This is a genomic window from Paenibacillus sp. FSL R10-2788 (assembly GCF_038003885.1).
Classification (GTDB): domain Bacteria; phylum Bacillota; class Bacilli; order Paenibacillales; family Paenibacillaceae; genus Paenibacillus_AQ; species Paenibacillus_AQ odorifer.
Map to the genome: position 1 here is coordinate 4,781,575 of NZ_JBBOQA010000001.1, position 19,659 is coordinate 4,801,233.

Genomic DNA, 19,659 nt, shown 5'->3' on the forward strand with positions numbered 1-19,659 from the left:
GCCGATCCCCCGGCTCAGATATAGGGGAGTCCCCTTTCCCTGACAGGGGAAACCCTAAAAATAAAATAACCCCACATAGTGGGGCCATGCTCCAGAACTTATTCACTCCTATCACAAATGAAACATAATACCTTATCTACTCTCTTAATAAGACCCAAAAAAGCCGCCCCAAGTAGGAGCAGCCTGTTCATTCTCACGTAATGAGCGTATTCAATTGCTGGCTTAACCGTTCTTTGTCTTTCGCACTCAGCTGATGCTCGGCCATCGGGTAAATGACAGTCTCTTCTTTGACAAAGTGTACCGTCAGAACCTCAAAAGCCTCCCCTGCATCCTTAACAGCTGCGCGGATATCCTCAAGCGGCAGCATATCTATATTGCCCTCTGTGTAATGCAGGAAATGCCCTATATATCCGTCAATCTCGCGGTGCTCCTCCTGGATGCCGACCAGTGGTCCTTGTTCAAAGCCGATATAACTGCCAAGCAGCGGAAAAAAAAACGTTTCTTCCTTCACAGTATGCTTCTTCAACGGACCAGTAAACTCCAGAATCGCCTTACGCAGCTTATGCAGCTGTGTCCTAGATTCTTCCAGAGCGGGCTGATCGTGTTCAAACCAGAGTACAAGGGCATGCCATTCTTCCATCAGAAATGATAAATAGCGGTGTTCATTCTCAAGAATACGCATGGCGGGCATCGTAAACTTGAGCCCTGTATTTTCCGGCATCCTGCTAACCCTCCATTTGCAAATCAGAAATCCAGCATTTTTTTCCTTAAAGCATACTCGACCAGCTCCGGTCTGCTTTTAAGGTTTAACTTCTCCATAATTTTCGCTTTGTGGGCTTCCACCGTTTTTACCGAAATAAACAGCTTCTCTGCGATTTCCTTGTTCCCGTATCCCTTGGCGATAAGCGGCAGGATCTCCAGTTCACGTTTGGACAACAGCTCAAACAGATCCTCTGTACCGGCGGATTTGTCCTGCTTAATAAATTCACGGACCAGTGAGGTCGCCATCTTAGGATGGATATAAGTGCCGCCTTCATAAATGGTCCGGATGGCCAGCAAAAGCTCCTCGTCCGGAGCGCTTTTGAGAACATAACCGGAGGCCCCGTTCTTCAATACATGAAAAAGATATTCATCATCGTCATGCATCGTCAGAATTAGGATTTTGGTATCGGGATAATCCTCTTTAATCTTCCCGGTTGCAACCAGCCCACTTTCGCCCGGAGGCATGCTTAAATCCATAATCAGAATATCCGGCCGGAATTTGGCAACCATTATATAAGCTTCCCTCCCGTCTGCCGCCGCTCCGATCACTTCTATGTCATCCTGAAAATTGAGAATCATGGAGAATCCGCTCCGTACGATCGCATGGTCGTCTGCAATGACGATCTTCATCAGAAGCTCATTCCTTTCCTCGGGATAATCCTACTGGCACCTGTAAAATAATGGTTGTGCCCCTACCTATCCCTGAATCTACGGTGAAGGTGCCACCCACCAGCTCCGCCCGTTCCTGCATGCCAAAAAGACCAAGTCCGGTTCCATTGGGTTCGTCTCCCTGAATGAAGCCTGTTCCCTCATCCTTAATCAGAAGCCGCAGCACGCCGTCATTTTCTGTAAGAGATACTTTGACGCTGTCTACCTGGGCATACTTCAGGGCGTTCAACACAGCTTCCTGGCATACACGGTACATGACGGTTTCAATCTCACTCTCATACCGTTTCTCCAAAAGCCGGGACTCATATTCAATTATAAGTCCGTAGCTTTGTTCCATCCGCTTGAAGTGTGACCGGAATGCAGCCTCCAGCCCGAAATCATCAAGTGCAGCCGGCCTGAGCTCCACGGAAAGGTTGCGGATATCATTCAGAAGTCTTGTCATGGATACTTCGGTCTGCTTCACCTTCTTCAGCAGCTGTTCATCAGCTGTCATATATTTGAGCACACGCAGATCAATCACGGCACTCATCAGCTCTTGGGCAACGCTGTCATGCAGTTCACGGGATATCCGCTTGCGTTCATTCTCCTGCGCCTCAATGATATGCTTCATCATCTTGTTCTGGTAGAACTTCTCTTGTGTCGTGAACTGTCTGCTCAGATCCCTGAGCATAAACACTCTGATACCATTCTCGTCATCTATCGTGTGAAAGGTGGCGGCATAAGGGACAATCCCCTTATCTTTCGTCTCCAGATAGACTTGATAAGAGGTAAATTCCTCTGAGTCCGGTGTATGAAAGTAACAATTAAGGCATGTGCGGAGCTCCGTCTCACTAGTGTATCCCCGGCAGGTCCCGCATAGTGCCTCCGGATTTCCCTGATACAACTGCTTCAGGATATCCTGGTCAACGATGTTCTCGGCAGCCGGATTCATCGCCAGGGCTTTCCCTTGCCGGTCAAAAAAGAACATCGCCTCCGAGCTGTTCTCGAACAGCTTCGTCATGAGCAGGCTCCGCAGATCCATTCCGGGTGTCATCAACTGAGCAACAATTCCTTCCCGTTCAAGTCTCCAATCCCCTTACGTGCTACCCTGTCCAGGTCTCTCAGCATTTCAGCGGTTACCTGCCGTTCACCCCTGAAACCGCCTAGAAGCACGCCTGCGACGCGGGCATCATTCCACACCGGTACAGCACCAATACTGTTCAAATTCTCCATCTTAGTAATGGGATAATTAAACAAGGTATCAGGCTTCACATCTGTCTGCACAGAAGGGATTAAGAACGGTTTTCCGGTCTTGAACACGATCCCTGCAATCCCTCTGCCGGATTGAAGTACAATCCGTTTGTAACGGTCATTAGTGTTCCCTGAGGCGTATTTCCACCGAATTACATAGTCATATTCCGCAGGTTCAGCAAGAGCCAGCGACATGAAGTCATATCCTAGAGCTGCGCGGATCCGGTCAAGTTCGATTTGATAATCCACCTTATTGTTCATCGTTTTCTCTCCTCGATTAGAACAGGAAAAGAAGTCCACGCAACTCTTTCCGTTAATTCGATTTATTTCTTCTGTATAGGATATAACTTCTGCCTATATAATTCAACGGAACACTCCATACATGGACCAACCGGGTGAACGGCCAAAAGGCAAAGATGGCAAACCCCGACAAGATGTGAAGCTTGAAGGAAAACGGCACATCACTCATCAGTGACGGGTCCGGACGGAACATGAACAGGCCGCGGAACCAGACAGAAATCGTATCGCGGTAGTCAAACTCAGGTTGTACGGCATTCGTTACAATGGTAGAGTACATCCCCATAAACACGATAAACAGGAGGAGTGAGTTGACTATCAGGTCCGATGCACTGCTGAGACGGCGGACATTCTTAAGCGTAAAGCGCCGCGAAGTCAGAATCAGCATCCCGAGCAGTGTGGCTGCACCGAAGATGCCCCCGATGTATACCGCGCCGATATGGTAAAGATGATCACTTACGCCGATGGATTCCAGCCATGATTTCGGAACAGCGAGCCCGCCAATATGGCCCAGGATAACCGGCATAATTCCGAGGTGGAACAGAATGCTGCCGAATTTCAGTTGTTTCTTTTCAATAAACTCACTTGATTTGGCCGTCCAGTTAAACTGATCCTTACGATAACGAAAAATATGTCCGCCGATAAAGATCACCATACACATGTAGGGAAAAATGACCCATAAAAACTGACCCAGCATATTCATTGACTCAGGGCCTCCTGTTCAGCACAAGCTTTTAATGTTTCGCGCAATCCCTTGACCAGATGGAAATAGGGACTTTCATTTCGTTCCAGAGCCTTGAGCAGATGATACGTACCATCCTCAAGAATCGCTATCAGCATCCGGAAATTCTCCGGCGCTCCCGGGACTTCCAACCACTGCGCGGCATATAGAAATTCACACATAAGCGGCAAATAATCAGGTAGTTCTTCCTCCGGCATTTCCAGACCGAACATTTCGTACAGAAGCTTCAACTTGGCGAGCATTTGCCCCCGTTCCTTGGCCTCCTCAAATTTGAAATAGGTCATATACAAGGCGCAGTCCTTCTGAAAATCAAATGTAGCGGCATAACTCTCCTGAATCTCATCCAGACTGAAGCTCTGCATTTGCTTCCAATAGGTATGCACATGGGCATAACCCGGATGAGTACTGTCAAACGCCTCTTCCAGAAAAGCCGGATGAAAGTCCAGCTTCTCCGGGTACATGAGCTGCAGGGCGAAATAACCGAAGGATTCCTTGTAATCATGCAGTTTGATCAGATCAATCACGCCAAATCCCCCCGTAGAAATTCTCTTCATACATTTCCTTGCCGGTCTTCATCGTGTCGCCGGCAGAGCTGGCAGGTCCGCAGCCGTCACAACCGGAGCCGGAGCCCATATCGCCCATCCCGTTTCCGAAACCGGTCGAGCCCTGGGCACGGTAAGGGTTCATGTGCTGCTCCTTGTGGGAGGTTGGGATCACGAAACGGTCTTCATATTTGGCAATCGCGAGCAGCCGGTACATTTCCTCTGTCTGCTGTGCTGTCATACCGACACGTTCAAGACGGCTAGCGTCAAACCCTTGGCCTGAGGATTTAGCGCGCATGTAGGAGCGCATCATGGCCATCCGCTGCAGGGCTTCTTTGACGGTCTCCGTATCGCCTGCGGTCAGTATGTTCGCCAGATACTGGATCGGTGTGCGCATCTCTTCGATAGCCGGGAAAATCATATCGGGATTCTTCAGCGAATCTTTACCTTCAAAATAATTCATGATCGGGCTAAGCGGCGGCACATACCACACCATAGGCAGTGTGCGGTATTCCGGGTGAAGCGGGAAGGCAAGCTTGTGCTCAATCGCCAGTTTATAGACCGGTGAGTTCTGGGCTGCCTCCAGCCAATCCTCAGAGATACCATCTTTTCTCGCCTGGGCAATGACTTCCGGATCATGCGGATTCATGAACAGATCACATTGTGCTTTGTACAAATCTTTCTCGTCCGGGGTGGATGCGGCATCAAGAACCTTGTCGGCATCATACAGCAGAACCCCGAGATAGCGGATTCGGCCTGTACAGGTCTCGGAGCATACCGTAGGCAGTCCTGCTTCCACACGCGGGAAACAGAAGGTGCACTTCTCCGCTTTGTTGGTCTGCCAGTTGAAATACACTTTTTTATACGGACAGCCAGTCATGCAATATCTCCAGCCTCGGCAGGCTTCCTGGTCGACCAGAACAATCCCGTCTTCATCCCGTTTGTACATCGCACCTGAAGGGCAGGAGGCGACACAGCTTGGGTTGAGGCAGTGTTCACAGAGGCGCGGCAGATAGATCATAAACGATTTCTCGAAGTTGAATTTAATTTCTTCCTCGATCTTCTGGATATTCGGGTCAAGCGGGCCGGTTACATGCGCTCCCGCCAGATCATCCTCCCAGTTAGGCCCCCATTCCAGATCCATCTTCTCGCCTGTTACAGCAGAATGAGCCCGCGCCACCGGGGAATGCTTTTGCTCTCCTGCATTCGTCAGATGCTCATAATTGTAAGTCCACGGTTCATAATAATCCTTCATCTCCGGCATGTCGGGGTTGTAGAAGATTTTGCCGAGCGCAATCTTGGACAGCTTATTGCCGGATTTCAGCTCCAGCTTCCCCTTGCGCAGCTGCCAGCCGCCCTTGTAGAGCTCCTGGTCTTCCCAGCGTTTCGGATAACCAATCCCCGGTTTCGTTTCCACGTTATTGAACCACATATATTCCGCACCTTTACGGTTCGTCCAGGTCGTCTTGCAGGTCACGCTGCAGGTGTGGCAGCCGATGCATTTATCCAGATTCATTACCATTGCAACTTGCGCTTTAATTTTCAAGCCAGTTGACCTCCTTCATTTTGCGGACGGCTACGTAGACATCACGCTGGTTGCCGATCGGACCATAGTAGTTAAAACCGTAGCTGAGCTGTGCGTATCCGCCGACCATCTGGGTAGGCTTCAGATGAATCCGGGTAGGCGCATTGTGGCTTCCGCCGCGCGTATCCGTAATTTCAGAGCCCGGTACTTGAATGTGCTTGTCCTGGGCATGGTACATAAACATGGTGCCTCTCGGCATCCGGTGACTGACAACCGCGCGTGCAGTTACGACACCGTTACGGTTGTAGACTTCGAGCCAGTCATTATCCTCAATGTGATGTGCCGCAGCATCCTCATTATTGATCCACACGGTTGGACCGCCCCGGAACAACGTCAGCATGTGCTGGTTATCCTGATAGGTCGAATGGATATTCCATTTCCCGTGCGGTGTCAGATATCTCAGAACCAGAGAATCCTGTCCACCCTTCACTTCCTTGTCACGCGGCCCGAAGACCATCGGAGGCAACGTTGGCTTGTAAACCGGCAGCGCTTCGCCGAACTGCTGGAAGATTTCATGGTCAATGTAGAAATGCTGTCTTCCGGTCAGCGTCCGGAACGGAACGAGACGTTCAATGTTCGTGGTGAACGGTGAATAGCGCCGTCCCTGCTTGTTCGACCCGCTGAATACCGGTGTCGGAATGACTTCCCGCGGCTGTGCGGTGATGCTCTGGAACGTAATCTTTTCTGCGGCCCGGTCCGCCGAGATATCCCGCAGCTCTACTCCTGAATCCTTCTCCGCTGCAGCGTAAGCCTTCTGGGACACGCGCCCGTTGGTAGCCGAAGACAGGTGAAGAATCGTATCTGCGGCCTGGCGGGCAGTCTGCAGCTTCGGCAGTCCGTTTTTAATCGTTTCATCGAAATAAACACCGCTGAGCTTCTTCAATTCCTCATATTCTTCGGCGACAGAGAAGCTGATGCCGTGCGCGCCTGCTTTGCCGATTGCGAGGTTAGGTCCGAGTGAAATGTATTTGTCATGAATTTTAGTATAATCACGCTCTACAATAGTAAAGTTCGGCATTGTTTTGCCCGGGATAGCCGGAACTTCGCCTTTGGTCCAGTCTTTGACAAGACCCATCGGCTGTGAGATCTCGCTTACCGAATCATGGCCGAGCGGTGACATCACAACATCCTTATAAACGCCAGGCAGATGCGATTTTGCCATTTCGGAGAATACCTCAGCCAGCTGGCGGTAAATATCCCAATCCGACCGGGATTCCCACAGCGGGTTAACTGCCGGATTGAACGGATGAACAAACGGATGCATGTCAGTCGACGACAGATCTGTTTTCTCATACCAGGTTGCGGCCGGCAGCACGATATCTGCATAGAGGGGTGTTGTCGTCATCCGGAAATCCAGGGCAACCATCAGATCGAGCTTACCTTCGACATCCTCACGCCAGATAATCTCTTCCGGTTTCTGTTCTTCATTCGGCTCGGCCAGCAGACCGTCGGAAGCTCCGAGCAAATGCTTCATGAAGTATTCCTGCCCTTTGGCAGAGCTTGAAATCAGGTTCGAGCGCCAGATAAATAATGAACGGGGAAAGTTCTCCGGTGCGCCGGGATCTTCCACGGCAAACCGTGTTTTCCGTGATTTAATCTCTTCCACGGTGTGACTGATAATCTCGCTGTTAGTCTTCTTGCCTTGCTGTGCGGCTTCCTCGGCGAACAGAAGACTGTTCTTGTTGAATTGCGGGAAGGATGGCAGCCATCCGAGACGGGCAGCCAATACGTTATAGTCAGCCGGATGTTGGTAAGCTACATCCCCTCCAGTCGGCGATTTCAGTGAATCAGTGCCGCTCTCCTCATAACGCCATTGCTCTGTTGCGAAATAGAAGAACGAAGTCGCGTTCTGCTGACGTGCCGGACCCTGCCAGTCCTTGGCAAAAGCAACCGTTGACCAGCCTTCAATCGGACGGCATTTCTCCTGACCAACATAATGCGCCCAGCCGCCGCCGTTAACACCTTGGGAAGCGGTCAGCACCACTAGATTCAGAATGGAACGATAGATGGTATCGCTGTTGAACCAGTGATTAATCCCTGCGCCCATGATGATCATAGAGCGTCCACCCGTATCAATCGCATTCTGGGCAAATTCGCGGGCAATCTGAACTACGACACTCGCCTTTACCGTCGTAATCTTCTCTTGCCATGCCGGGGTGTAATAAGAGGATTGATCCTCATATCCCTTTGCGTTAAGCGGACTTTCTGTACGTGCGATGCCATACTGGCTCATCATCAGATCATAGACTGTGGCGGCATAACGTTCTGCACCGTCGGCAAGCCGTATTTTGCGGGCCGGAATCACCCGTCTGAAGGTGCCGTTGCCGGCATTATCGAAGTACGGGAACACGATTTCCGTCCACTCTTCTCCGTGGCCTTCGATGGTCAAGGCGGGTTCTACTTTACTGCCGTCTTCCCGCTCGAGGATCAGATTCCATTTCTTTCCTTCCTCCCAGCGCTGCCCCATGGTACCGTTCGGAACCATCATCTCACCAGCCACCTCGTCAAAGATTACCGGTTTCCAGTCTGAGTGCTGGGAGTTATCTCCAAGATCACTCGCCCGCAAGAAACGTCCGCCTTTAAGGGCATCCTCATGAGGGTCAAGCAGAATCAGGAAAGGCATATCTGTATATTGCTTCGCATAATTCAGGAACATCGGCTCCTGGCGTTCCTGGTAGAACTCTTGCAGAATGACATGCGTCATGGCCTGGGCAAGCGCAGCGTCCGACCCTGGATTCGGGGCCAGCCAGTTGTCGGCGAATTTGACGTTCTCTGCGAGATCCGGTGCCACCGACACGACTTTGGTTCCCTTATAGCGTACTTCAGTCATAAAGTGGGCATCCGGCGTCCGAGTTAGCGGTACGTTAGAGCCCCACATCATCAGGTAACCGGCGTTGTACCAATCCGAAGATTCTGGAACATCCGTCTGCTCGCCCCAAATTTGCGGGGAAGCCGGAGGAAGATCAGCATACCAGTCATAGAAACTGAGCATTTGACCGCCTAGTAGTGATATGAATCGCGCCCCCGATGCGTAGCTGACCATGGACATGGCCGGAATCGGTGTGAAGCCGGCGATGCGGTCGGGACCGTATTTCCGGATCGTGTAGATCAGCTGGGCCGAGATCAGCCGCAGCGCGTCGTCCCAGGCTACACGTATATGTCCACCTTTACCGCGCGCCTTCTTGTACTGGCTAGCCTTCTCGGGGTCTTCAACAATACTGGCCCAGGCATCGATGTAATTGTCATGCTCCTTCAACGCCGTTTGCCACAGCCGCCACAGTTTCCCTCTGATATACGGGTATTTCACGCGCAATGGACTATATTCGTACCACGAGAAGGTAGCTCCGCGGGGACAACCGCGCGGTTCAAACTCCGGCATATCCGGTCCGCAGGAAGGATAATCGATCTGCTGATTTTCCCAAGTAATGATTCCGTTCTTCACAAACACCTTCCAGCTGCAGGAGCCTGTACAGTTGACTCCGTGAGTGGTACGCACTACTTTATCGTGAGACCAGCGCTGGCGGTACATATTCTCCCAATCTCTATTTTTCTCTTCAAGAATGGACCAGTTTCCGGAATAGCTTTCAACCGGTTTAAAAAAGTTAAGTCCGAATTTCTTCTTCATCGATCCAGAACACTCCCTTCAAAATTTATTCAATTAATACCATTATGGATCTACCCGGCCGTGCTTCCCATTAGGGAAACACCTATTGAACCTCGGGAATTCCCTCGATCTGAATAAAAAGCAAAAAGCCTTTCCCACTGAGGAGAAAAGCTGTGTTCCTGCCGTTTACTTCCCGGGCAGAGGATCCCATTAGGGACTTCCCTCTTTTTGGTCCGGGGAATTCCTTAGCGGGAATTCCTCTGCAAATTCGTGTGCTATACTGGCAAGTGGAAACGGCTTTACCGTCCTTTTTTGAAGACGGTACCGTTTCAGCGAGAAGTAGAATGATCATTATCATATGAAACATATAGATTCTTATATTTTCGAAAAACGGGAGGATGAAGCAACATGCCAGGACCCTCACTACGCCAGTTGCATGCCCACCATGCCATTCATCAGGGCGGGCTCTCCGGCGCTGTAGCCAAGACCGAAGAAGTGGAAGAACTGCTGGAAGCGAAGGAATTTGAAGTGGCGCATCAGGCCGCCGAACATCTAATTGAGTACTGGGAGACGCGGATTATCAGCCATGCTGACGCGGAGGAAGACGGGTTCTACCAGGAAATGGCCCGGAAGAATCCTAACCTGCAAGACGCAGTTCTTGGGCTTACACGTGATCATGAATTATTGCGGATTATAGTAAAAGATGTCAAAGCATTGCTTGCGGAAGAAGGCCTCACTCCGGAGGTGCTTCACCAGTTCCACGCGCTGCTGGTTGTGAACGCGATTCATAGCCGGGATGAAGAACGTCTTCTGTTTGAGGAGGCGTGACCTCATTTCTAGCTTGCAGGATGGCACGCAAATCAGCTTTGTTAATCAGTAATTCTTGCAGCGTGTATTCGCCCAACAATGGAAGCGATGATTGGCGAACTGCCCAGGCTCGGGATGAAAGAAGAGCAAATTCATTATGAGTTTTTCGGACCGCACTCCAATTGAACAACAATTTGATTATGAATCTATTCACCCAGCATCTAATTTTATTTATTAAAAAAAGCACACGGGCCTCCCTCGAAATCCTTAACGATTCGGGGGAGATCCGTGTGCTTTTTATCTGGAAAGCAGCCATTTATATAATACATTCGCATGATTATGTATTGGGTCTTTCGCGGCATATACCAACGTAACATCCTGTTTCAGCACCCGTTCACGGATTGTCGCTGCAAGTCTCACGCGCGTCGGATCTTCCTCCAGTTCCCGGATATAACGGTCACTGAATGCCGCAAAACGCTCCGGCATGTGGTCAAACCATTTGCGCAGCTCCGGGCTTGGAGCAATCTCCTTCATCCATTCGTCTAATGCCGCCTGTGGTTTCGTAATTCCGCGTGCCCACAGCCTGTCCACCAGTATCCGGTACCCGTCCTCCGGATCCGCCGGCTCATAAATCCGCTTCAGACATATAGAGTACTGATGTTCATCTAAATTGCGGCAGGTATTCTCCAACATGTAGTCTCCCTCCTGGCATCCATACTGGAACGGACCGTTGTCCAATTGCTGTATCGAACGTGCGGTCAGCTATTCCAAAAGAGCGATTTCTTAGTACACTGAATATACCATGGAACAAATTTTCCTGCCAAGGACAGTAACTTGGAGGGAATGTGGTACCGTAAGCAGGTTGATTGCCGATTAAATCCTAAACCATGTAGAAGAGCCTCACAGAATTGCATTTACTGGTCAGAACTATTATCATATCCATCGTTGCTAAAAGAACTAATAATATTATCCCACTCCGTTTTTTTATTGTTTCGTACTAATAGCTTCATTCCATAATAAAGAATCCTCTTATTAATCTCCACTATATTTATTAACGGTTACGGGATAATAGTAAATTTCTATATCTTCATTTATAAAACCTCTACGTTGAGCAGCCAATAAGGTCTCGTACATATTCCTTCTTCCTACAGGATTATCCGTATGATGATATATCTTATTCGCCCTTAAACCATACTCACAAAAGTATTTTACGAAATCATACCCATTCTTTAGTTCAATTCCATCGGCGCCTTCACCTAAATCATGGTCAAGAGTTAGGATATTCACTTCATTATTTTCAAATAGTTTAACAGCATCTTCAAATGTCCTTGCCAAGGTGAATCCTTCTGGACAGTCTCGTAAGTCATCAAGATAAACATTTATCATATCGAACCTCAATTTTTGGCAAAATGTTTATTTTTCTATTACTTTCTAAACGTTCTTTCATAATCTTCAAGCCGTATTTTTCTAATTTGTTTACGATCCGTTGTTCTAACAATGATTCCTTCTGATTTGCCTGTTGCGTCGATTCCTACTTGAGTATTCTCGAATCTTTTTAAATAAGAATATGTACTCTCAAGAGAAGTTGGAAACTCGGAACCCTTTATGGTTTCAAGAAGTGGTGCGGACTGCAAATCCATGCTTTCAATAAATCTCTTCTTCTCAATTTCATCATAAAATGGTTGATTTCCGTGATCACGCCACACCGCAATTTTCTCCTGCGATAACTTAAGAAGTCTATATAATTCATCCTTATTCAAGGAGAACATATCAAATACACGATACCCTTGAGTTTTTCTGTCAGAATAGTTCTTGGATGCTTTAGTTTTTCCTCCATAAGATTCCTGATAAATTACGGTTAATGCCCAGTCAGCCTTAGGAAAGATATCTGCAATTACTTTTTCTGCTAACGGCTTAAGAAATTCCGCAATGTTCCCATAAGGATTACCGATTCTATCTCCTTTTGCATATAACAATTCTTCTCTGGAACCAATTAGATAATCAACTTCATTAACATCATTTTTCAATAAAATGATCCTTGAATTTTCACCATCAACTTTTTCGTAAACAAAAATATCGTCTAATTCTGCGAAGCCTCTTGACTCCGTTAAAACATCATTTAACCGACCTCGTTCACCTAGTTGATGATATGTAAGAATGCTAGGGTACTTTGTTAAAGAATTAATTTTCTTTAAATCCATAAACTATTCTCCCACTTTCAAATTCAGTTTATATGACTCTTGCTCTTATAAACATAAACCAAAGATATTCAAGGAATATTTTACCACTGATTACGTGTTCACATGTTATTCCTGATGGGATTGTCATAAAGAGTTCTCCTTATTTGTTTCAATTTAATTTTGAAGATAGGTATCATCAGAATCTACGAAATCACTTTGTGGTTTACGCATGAGGTTTATACCTTCAATACGTTACATTCACTAATACGACAAATTAATATTTTCATAATCTTCTACCCATTCTTTTCATCATCCGTTAATGGTAATGTTGGAGCAGCAAAGAGGGTTCTTATATGTATTTTCAAGTGATACTCATGTAATAGAAAATCAGCAAAATAAGAACATGAAAATAGTTGTAAAAAACTAATAAATCTTCTTTAATAATCTGATTCAAATATTGTTTCGTTTTCATCATTTGAGAAAATAATTTTTAATTGGGCAGTCGGATTCCAAATTCTACTATCTTTTATAATTAGATATTTTCCACCTGTATATTCATACTCACGAGTTTTACTGTCAATCACTACTGAAAATGTTTTAGCATCTTTTAAAACTTGCGTATTATTAATTACAAGTCCAATCGAACCTTTCTCCAAACCACCAATAACTATCTCATCTCGTATCATACCCGTAGATTTAGTATAGTCAGAAGCACTACGATAAATATAAATATAGGGCAAGCTAAAAATGTAATATTCCTCGTCGTTTAACTTTTGTATAGAAACATAATCCAAATTTTCACGTTCGATAAATTTATCTAATTCTTTTTCAGTGATTGCATTCCAGCTACATCCTGACAAAAAGAATAGTACACAAAAAGATAGAATTACATATCTCAAATGAAATTTCATATTCCCTCCATAATTTTAATATTACACTTAAGTTATTTACATCTGTAGCTATGATTCTCCTTAATAAATTCAAGCATGTACGTATCTTAAAAAAAACAAAGGATTTATTCTTACTAAATCCACTATAACATTAAATGGAATATTTTCCGCAGCTTATCTTCTACCAAGGCAATAAATTCCGAGTTGTAGCCATAAGGTATTTATAGGTTTTATGACCATAATTTAATAGTCTGTAAGATTGTATTATCAGATGATTTTAACACCTTTAATGCGAAATGATTGAAGTTGCTTGTAAACAGTGTTACTCTATCAACGGTAAACTCAAAATCTGTGCTCTTCAATACATCTTATAATAGTCACTATTTTTAGTTAAGAAAGGTAACACTATGATAAAAGTTGATAACTTATCCTTCGCATTCCCGCAAAAAGAACTATATAAAAACATTTCATTTACGCTTGAAGAGGCACAACATTGCGCTTTTATAGGAACAAGCGGCAGTGGTAAAAGTACACTGATCGATATACTAATGGATCCAGAAAAATATTTGTTCGAAGGCAAGCTAGAGATGGACCCAACCTGCAAAATTGGGTATGTAAGTCAGTTTTCGCAACTAGACAAATCTAAAGAAACAACCGTTTTTGAATATATAGGAGAAGAATTTATTAAGATACAAAATGAAATAACAGCTATTCTCACTGAAATGGAAACATCATCAGATATTGATTCATTACTCGAAAAGTATCAATTAGCTCTAGATGCCTTTGATTTAATGGATGGAAATGATTTTGAAAGCAATATTAATAAGAAACTAAATTTAGCCAACCTCTTGAAACTAAAAGATGCTAGGGTATCCGACCTAAGTGGTGGGGAATTCAAGCTTATTCAAGTGATGAAGGAAATGCTGACTAATCCAGACTTAATGATTATGGATGAGCCCGATGTATTTTTAGATTTTGAAAACCTAAATGCACTTAAAAATCTTATTAATGCTCACAAAGGAATATTGCTAGTGGTTACGCATAACCGTTATCTATTGAATCATTGTTTTAACAAAATTATACACCTTGAAAATATGGAGATCCAAGAGTTCGATGGGCGATATATTGAGTATAACTTCTCATTACTTCAGACGAAAATTGAGTTACAAGAAATCGCAGTCGCTGAACAAGAAGAGATAGAGAGATACGATAACATTATTGATAATCTTAGAGCGATCGCAACCTATAATTCAGAAGCATCTAGAGGGAGAGCGTTAAAAGCTAGGGTTAAGTTTCAAGAAAGATTGGAAGCGCGAAAAATTAAAGCGCCATTCGTTGATATTAAGCAACCAAAAATCAGTTTTGGTGTGGACAATGAATTTGAAGAAGACATCACTGTTTTAAATGTGAATAATTATAGTGTTTCCTTTGATGAGTTGATTTTAGAAAATGTTAACTTTGAGATGAAACCTACAGATAAAGTAGCCCTTATCGGTCCAAACGGTACCGGGAAAACGACTTTACTCCGAGATATCTTTAAAAATAATCATGATTCAATTAAAATGAATTCTGATATTAAAGTGGCTTATCTTTCTCAGCTTCAAGACGAAGTGCTAAAGGATTCTAATACCATACTAGAAGACTTCATCGATGCCGGGTTTGCAACTTATGACGAGATTAGAGCACATCTTTCAAACTATGGCTTTGAAGGAGAAATTCTTAATCAAAAGATAGAATCTTTATCTGGTGGCGAAAAAAATATACTGCAATTGGCAAAAGTTTCTGCTAGCAAAGCAAACTTATTGCTTCTTGATGAACCGACAAGCCATTTAGACACCTATACACAAATCGCACTGGAGAAAGCCATTGAAGACTATAAAGGTGCGATTCTCATGATTTCTCATGATTTCTATTCCGTAGTAAATGGTATGGATTATGTACTAATCATTGACGAGAAGACGATTAGAAAAATGAGTATGCGAAAATTCAGAAAGATGATTTATGCCAGTCATTTTGATAAAGATTATTTAGAAAATGAACAAAATAAAAAAGCAGTTGAAATGAAAATAGAATTAGCTTTAAAAGACAATAATTTTGAACTTGCGAAAGGTATGGTTGACGAGCTAGAAGAGCTGATTAAGTTACTTTAAATTCCAACCTTCTGAATGAAATGATTACAAGAACGATGAAATAAAATGTTGGTGGAAAAGTATCCACAAAAAAGACACTGATGAATAGATTGATAAGCTCCCATCATAGTAGACAGTAGAAAAAACAAAAACTTCTACTGCTACAATGATGGGAGTTTTTCTAATGTCTAATAGAAGTCCAACATCTTTAAAAGTAAAATTACATGTCGTAGGGCTGTGCCTTGAGCACAAGTCAAATCCAAACTATGAGGCAAAGCAGCTAGGTCTTAGTTCACACACAGTTAGAGAATGGATTAGGAAATATAAAGCAGATGGTTTGGACGGGTTGAGGGAATCGAGAACATGGAAATCATACCCAAAGGAATTGAAGCTTGCTGCTGTTAACGAAGTGTTGTCTGGTCGTTGCTCCGTTGAAGAGGTGACAAACAAGCATTATATTTCAAGCAGAAGTGTTTTGACAAAATGGATTACCAAGTATACTAATGAGATAGAATTGAAACCTACACATACAGGAAAAGGACTATCTCATATGAACCAAGGACGTAAAACAACTTTCGAAGAACGCATTGAAATTGCACAATATACCATCGCTAATGGATTGGATTATCAGAAAGCGATTGAAAAGTACGGAGTATCTTATCAGCAAGTTTACGCATGGGTTCGGAAATATCAAGCTGGCCGGGAGGAGGCTCTTCAGGACAATCGCGGTCGCAAAAAGCCTGTAGAAGAACTAGATGAGCATGAACGTCTTAAGCTACGGATTAAAGAGCTAGAAGCGCGAAATGAATACCTAGAGATGGAGAATGACTTCGCAAAAAAGTTGGCGGAGATCAAGCGACGAAATACACGCTAACCCTCGTTCGGCAAGTAAACTTGTATCAAGCGATTCAAGAACTGAACAAAGAAAAAGGTCACGCAATTACGAAGTTGTGTGCGTTAGCTGGGGTTGCTCGATCTGCCTATTACAAGTGGTTAAAATGGAAACCCTCTAGCATGGAACTTGAAATTCGTGCGTTAGCCAAAGAAGTAAAGCTTCGTTATGACAAGCGAAAAGGGATACTTGGCTATCGTCAAATGCGTACGCAATTAAACCGAAAGCTCAAAAAGAAGTACAACAAAAAGCGTTATTACCGAATCATGTGTGCTCTTGGGCTTAAAGCGGTCATTCGCAGAAAACGAGCAAGTTATGTGAAAGCTACGGAGATCCATGTAGCTGAAAATGTAATGAACCGTAACTTTGATGCCAATTCTCCTAATTCAAAATGGTGTACAGATGTGACTGAACTGAAGTACGGGAATGGGCGCAAAGCCTATTTGAGCGCTATTATTGATGTCTATGATAATTCCATTGTCTCATGGGTATTAAGCCATTCTAACAACAATAAACTCGTGATGGATACGTTGAAGAGGGCTTACGCAAAGAATCCTGGCGTATCCCCTCTTTTACAAAGCGACAGAGGCTTCCAGTACACGTCTCATGAGTACAACCGACTTCATATAAAATACGGATTTAAGAAAAGCATGTCTCGTGTGAGTCGGTGTTTGGACAACCAACCTATTGAGCGTTTTTGGGGTACATACAAGTCAGAAAGCTATTATCTTACAAAGTATGACACCTATGATGATGTCCTTACAGAGGTTAGCAAATATATTCACTACTACAATAATTACCGCTACACAGAGTGTTTGGATGGCTTGTCACCTAGCGAATACCGACGAGCTGCATAACGAAGATACCTCAGTTCTGGCAATACGAACTGAGGTATCTAAACTAACTATTTTTGTTTTTTACACTGTCCACTTGACAGGGAGCACTTCAGATTCTCAGTGTCTTTTTGCTGCATTGATTTGTTGATAGCTCTTGCCGCGGACAGTGGTTCACTTATCATTAGAAATCTATGCCAACATCCCCCTTATAGAATATTTTTTTTGTATATGCATTATATACCGAGCATACGTTCTTTAAGCAGGAGATATTTTCTAACTAATCATTTTAAATTACTACCAAATTTATAATATAACGCAAATAATAAACGCCATTCCATATCAACGGTAGGCATTTATTATTTGATATTTATGATAATAAATAAAAACTACTTTGCAAAATCAATGTGAATCTTAGCATCATTCTCTGTTTTTTCCCAATTCACTTTTGCCCCCAATGCTTCAGAAATAAATCTCAGATTTACATAAAAGATATTACTCGTAGGTTCAAGTGATGGTGCTTGATTTAATACAACTTTTTCTCCATTTAATAATGCATCATAAGAATTATTTGTTAACACTATAACTTTATTATCTTTTGATGCTGTCACAGTTTTTGTGTTATTATCCCATTCAATCGACATTCCATACTTTTCAAAAATGGGTCGCATAGGGACAAGAGTTGTTCCAAGATAAGTGACATTTGCATAAATGTCTAACTTTTCATCATTAATGTAAATGACTGGCTTGCTGCGTGAAGCGTTTACGCCAGTCCCTCCTAGCATTAACGTAATAACAGATGTAAGTAAGATTGCTTTAAAAACTACCTTCATACGATTCCTCCTTTAAATAATAATGGACAATAGACACAAAAGTATCTACTGTCCATTATTTTAATTGTAAATGTCACTATTTACAACAATTGTAATTACATTATTTCCACTGACAGTGACATTCGAATGATCGTTCAGTGGGCCTGATAATGCACTGCTAGAAATAGGTGTTCCGTCAACTTTGATATTAGAAAAAGTCGTTCTATTTTTTCCTGTATCAGTTTTAGACCAAACAGTTGATAACAGTTTCCATCTGCTTATTGAGGCAATATTCCAGCTTGCATTTGATTCCATTATTGTTATATTTGGTGTGTCTTGAAGAGAATAGCCCCCGAGTGTTGGACAAATAGATGTTCCATCAATTTTGATTCTTACTTTTCCATTATAATTGTACCAAAAATACATTAATGGAGCTGTGCCAGGTTTATAACCATTTTTTGTTTGTACTTGATTATAGCTAGGATCGAAAGTAGCGCTTTGATATTGATCCCAACCTGTATTTGTCTCACTTACATATGGACGATTTTTTTTCTTGAGAATTATTACTGGTTTCCATCCATAAGACGTAGCACTTGGCCCTAAATTATTATAAAGTTCCACACCCATGTCAGCTGCCCAAGAACCAATACCATCGGTAACAGTCGTAGTATATTCAAATCCACCATAGTTAAAAGCAATATGATTCGGTCTATCCAGACTCACTATATTACTGTCCGCTAATGGTAGTTGCATTAGTGCCATAAGATAGCTACCAGTAGTATTAACATTCATTCTACCGCCTACACCATCCCCAATAAATCCAGCTCTAGGAGCGACGTTAATACTGTTAGCCTCATTAAATTCATTAACATTTCCCGCTAGAAGACTTTCCACATAGTATCTGTCTTATCTACTACCCATAATTCTGGGGCAGCATTAGCCGACTCTTCATAAAAATAAGTATATTGTTCATCGAAAGTAATGTAATCATAAGTAGTTTGGTCAGCACTTTTTGCAAAAGCTACTTTACTATCTCTTTCTTCTTCAACAGCATTTTTAGCAATTTGTAGTACGGCAGCAAGTTGATAATCGGCAACCTTTTGAGTCTCTTGATGCACCACATTAATCTCTGCCAACTCCAGACTTGAAGTTGGTAATGTGTCGTCAGCAAAAGCTGAAACAGGGAAAACCGCAAAACTTGAAATAAGAAGACTAGTTAATATTTTTTTACTATAATTCATATAATTACCTCCTTTTGGAATGAGATAATTGTATGTCATATCAGATAAATAAAATAGAATATATTCCCTTGTAATATTTTGTATTTTTGACTATAATAATGCGATTTTCGCTATATTATTATCTAATAGTCAATATATTAAATCCTAAATTTTTTTCTTAATTCGCTATATAATAAAAGCCCAATTTCATCGTAAAGAAATCAGTGAAATCAGAGCTACTTTGCAGATTGCTTCGGGTGAAAACTCAGCAGATATTTTGAATCATTAAGTGGTTTTATCGCAATCTCGCTTCCTCTATAAGAAACAGTGCTTAAATAATCAATTAAACTCTTCTTAACATATCCCCTTTTCTATCCTCTTACAGTTTTTATTTGTGAGATATTCTCAACAGGATTTTTAAATAATTCTCCTTATTCACATCATGCTGATTCTTTAAGAATTAAC

19 protein-coding genes are annotated in these 19,659 nt (G+C 43.4%); 4 read left to right on the plus strand and 15 right to left on the minus strand.

The features are described from left to right. Positions 1-193 precede the first annotated feature (193 nt). Genes NSQ50_RS21335 through NSQ50_RS21370 form a run of 8 tightly spaced genes read right to left on the minus strand, consistent with a single transcriptional unit; the run spans position 194 to position 9,452 of the window. Positions 194-721, minus strand: coding sequence for a hemerythrin domain-containing protein (locus NSQ50_RS21335; protein WP_076141340.1), 528 nt, complete (start codon positions 719-721; stop codon positions 194-196). 23 nt (positions 722-744) lie between these two features. Next, the gene (locus NSQ50_RS21340) at positions 745-1,392 is read right to left on the minus strand and encodes a response regulator transcription factor (RefSeq protein ID WP_076223015.1); all 648 of its coding nucleotides are present in this window, start codon (positions 1,390-1,392) and stop codon (positions 745-747) included. Positions 1,393-1,399: 7 nt separating this feature from the next. Next, positions 1,400-2,464 (minus strand): sensor histidine kinase, encoded by a 1,065-nt coding sequence (locus NSQ50_RS21345; RefSeq protein ID WP_036675994.1) that lies wholly within the window; start codon positions 2,462-2,464, stop codon positions 1,400-1,402. After that, positions 2,464-2,922 (minus strand): GAF domain-containing protein, encoded by a 459-nt coding sequence (locus NSQ50_RS21350; RefSeq protein ID WP_036675992.1) that lies wholly within the window; start codon positions 2,920-2,922, stop codon positions 2,464-2,466. Before NSQ50_RS21350 ends, NSQ50_RS21345 begins: the two co-directional genes overlap by 1 nt. A 52-nt stretch (positions 2,923-2,974) precedes the next feature. Continuing rightward, entirely contained in the window at positions 2,975-3,661 is a 687-nt protein-coding gene (narI, locus tag NSQ50_RS21355; RefSeq protein ID WP_036675990.1) for a respiratory nitrate reductase subunit gamma, read from the minus strand. Continuing rightward, the gene (gene narJ / locus NSQ50_RS21360) at positions 3,658-4,224 is read right to left on the minus strand and encodes a nitrate reductase molybdenum cofactor assembly chaperone (RefSeq protein ID WP_036675989.1); all 567 of its coding nucleotides are present in this window, start codon (positions 4,222-4,224) and stop codon (positions 3,658-3,660) included. Before narJ ends, narI begins: the two co-directional genes overlap by 4 nt. Beyond that, positions 4,217-5,788 (minus strand): nitrate reductase subunit beta, encoded by a 1,572-nt coding sequence (narH, locus tag NSQ50_RS21365; protein WP_076223013.1) that lies wholly within the window; start codon positions 5,786-5,788, stop codon positions 4,217-4,219. The genes narJ and narH overlap by 8 nt, the downstream gene beginning before the upstream one ends. Next, positions 5,778-9,452: a nitrate reductase subunit alpha gene (locus tag NSQ50_RS21370; protein WP_076223011.1), complete on the minus strand. Its 3,675-nt coding sequence runs from the start codon at positions 9,450-9,452 to the stop codon at positions 5,778-5,780. The genes narH and NSQ50_RS21370 overlap by 11 nt, the downstream gene beginning before the upstream one ends. Before the next feature lie 387 nt (positions 9,453-9,839). Between NSQ50_RS21370 and NSQ50_RS21375 the strand changes: the two genes are divergently transcribed. After that, positions 9,840-10,259: a hemerythrin domain-containing protein gene (locus tag NSQ50_RS21375; protein ID WP_076223009.1), complete on the plus strand. Its 420-nt coding sequence runs from the start codon at positions 9,840-9,842 to the stop codon at positions 10,257-10,259. A 276-nt stretch (positions 10,260-10,535) separates the two neighbouring features. Here the strand turns inward: NSQ50_RS21375 and NSQ50_RS21380 are convergent, their stop codons facing one another. From NSQ50_RS21380 to NSQ50_RS21395, 4 genes are all read right to left on the minus strand, one after another. Next, positions 10,536-10,931: a DUF488 domain-containing protein gene (locus tag NSQ50_RS21380; RefSeq protein WP_076223007.1), complete on the minus strand. Its 396-nt coding sequence runs from the start codon at positions 10,929-10,931 to the stop codon at positions 10,536-10,538. A 339-nt stretch (positions 10,932-11,270) separates the two neighbouring features. Continuing rightward, a complete protein-coding gene (locus tag NSQ50_RS21385; protein ID WP_076223005.1) occupies positions 11,271-11,624 on the minus strand; it encodes a cyclic-phosphate processing receiver domain-containing protein in 354 nt (117 codons plus the stop codon). 38 nt (positions 11,625-11,662) lie between these two features. Then, a complete protein-coding gene (locus NSQ50_RS21390) occupies positions 11,663-12,439 on the minus strand; it encodes an RNA ligase family protein (protein WP_076223003.1) in 777 nt (258 codons plus the stop codon). A 416-nt stretch (positions 12,440-12,855) separates the two neighbouring features. Next, positions 12,856-13,329: a hypothetical protein gene (locus tag NSQ50_RS21395; RefSeq protein WP_076223001.1), complete on the minus strand. Its 474-nt coding sequence runs from the start codon at positions 13,327-13,329 to the stop codon at positions 12,856-12,858. 386 nt (positions 13,330-13,715) lie between these two features. On the opposite strand from NSQ50_RS21395, the gene NSQ50_RS21400 reads away from it, so the two are divergent. The 3 genes from NSQ50_RS21400 (at position 13,716) to NSQ50_RS21410 (ending at position 17,186) form a co-directional block, all read left to right on the plus strand. After that, positions 13,716-15,458 (plus strand): ABC-F family ATP-binding cassette domain-containing protein, encoded by a 1,743-nt coding sequence (locus tag NSQ50_RS21400; protein ID WP_076146975.1) that lies wholly within the window; start codon positions 13,716-13,718, stop codon positions 15,456-15,458. A gap of 163 nt (positions 15,459-15,621) precedes the next feature. Beyond that, positions 15,622-16,311 carry a helix-turn-helix domain-containing protein gene (locus NSQ50_RS21405; protein ID WP_340900311.1) on the plus strand — a complete coding sequence of 230 codons (690 nt, stop codon included), beginning with the start codon at positions 15,622-15,624 and terminating at the stop codon, positions 16,309-16,311. Between the two features lie 20 nt (positions 16,312-16,331). Continuing rightward, the gene (locus NSQ50_RS21410; RefSeq protein WP_340900762.1) at positions 16,332-17,186 is read left to right on the plus strand and encodes an IS3 family transposase; all 855 of its coding nucleotides are present in this window, start codon (positions 16,332-16,334) and stop codon (positions 17,184-17,186) included. Positions 17,187-17,551: 365 nt separating this feature from the next. Here the strand turns inward: NSQ50_RS21410 and NSQ50_RS21415 are convergent, their stop codons facing one another. From NSQ50_RS21415 to NSQ50_RS21425, 3 genes are read right to left on the minus strand one after another with little or no spacing between them, the layout of a single operon-like run. Next, complete coding sequence (locus NSQ50_RS21415; protein ID WP_076141569.1) at positions 17,552-17,995, minus strand: stalk domain-containing protein; 444 nt, start codon at positions 17,993-17,995, stop codon at positions 17,552-17,554. A 60-nt stretch (positions 17,996-18,055) separates the two neighbouring features. Beyond that, positions 18,056-18,868 carry a YrpD family protein gene (locus NSQ50_RS21420; protein ID WP_340949709.1) on the minus strand — a complete coding sequence of 271 codons (813 nt, stop codon included), beginning with the start codon at positions 18,866-18,868 and terminating at the stop codon, positions 18,056-18,058. Further along, a complete protein-coding gene (locus tag NSQ50_RS21425; protein WP_340949711.1) occupies positions 18,853-19,215 on the minus strand; it encodes a hypothetical protein in 363 nt (120 codons plus the stop codon). Before NSQ50_RS21425 ends, NSQ50_RS21420 begins: the two co-directional genes overlap by 16 nt. Positions 19,216-19,659 lie beyond the last annotated feature (444 nt).

Coding starts and splice junctions, on each gene's coding strand:
- NSQ50_RS21390 (WP_076223003.1), bottom strand. CDS start 12,439: ATGGATTTAAAGAAAATTAATTCTTTAACAAAGTACCCTAGCATTCTT.
- NSQ50_RS21385 (WP_076223005.1), bottom strand. CDS start 11,624: ATGATAAATGTTTATCTTGATGACTTACGAGACTGTCCAGAAGGATTC.
- NSQ50_RS21395 (WP_076223001.1), bottom strand. CDS start 13,329: ATGAAATTTCATTTGAGATATGTAATTCTATCTTTTTGTGTACTATTC.
- NSQ50_RS21400 (WP_076146975.1), top strand. CDS start 13,716: ATGATAAAAGTTGATAACTTATCCTTCGCATTCCCGCAAAAAGAACTA.
- NSQ50_RS21350 (WP_036675992.1), bottom strand. CDS start 2,922: ATGAACAATAAGGTGGATTATCAAATCGAACTTGACCGGATCCGCGCA.
- NSQ50_RS21425 (WP_340949711.1), bottom strand. CDS start 19,215: ATGAATTATAGTAAAAAAATATTAACTAGTCTTCTTATTTCAAGTTTT.
- NSQ50_RS21405 (WP_340900311.1), top strand. CDS start 15,622: ATGTCTAATAGAAGTCCAACATCTTTAAAAGTAAAATTACATGTCGTA.
- narI (WP_036675990.1), bottom strand. CDS start 3,661: ATGAATATGCTGGGTCAGTTTTTATGGGTCATTTTTCCCTACATGTGT.
- NSQ50_RS21340 (WP_076223015.1), bottom strand. CDS start 1,392: ATGAAGATCGTCATTGCAGACGACCATGCGATCGTACGGAGCGGATTC.
- NSQ50_RS21345 (WP_036675994.1), bottom strand. CDS start 2,464: ATGACACCCGGAATGGATCTGCGGAGCCTGCTCATGACGAAGCTGTTC.
- NSQ50_RS21380 (WP_076223007.1), bottom strand. CDS start 10,931: ATGTTGGAGAATACCTGCCGCAATTTAGATGAACATCAGTACTCTATA.
- NSQ50_RS21370 (WP_076223011.1), bottom strand. CDS start 9,452: ATGAAGAAGAAATTCGGACTTAACTTTTTTAAACCGGTTGAAAGCTAT.
- NSQ50_RS21335 (WP_076141340.1), bottom strand. CDS start 721: ATGCCGGAAAATACAGGGCTCAAGTTTACGATGCCCGCCATGCGTATT.
- NSQ50_RS21415 (WP_076141569.1), bottom strand. CDS start 17,995: ATGAAGGTAGTTTTTAAAGCAATCTTACTTACATCTGTTATTACGTTA.
- NSQ50_RS21375 (WP_076223009.1), top strand. CDS start 9,840: ATGCCAGGACCCTCACTACGCCAGTTGCATGCCCACCATGCCATTCAT.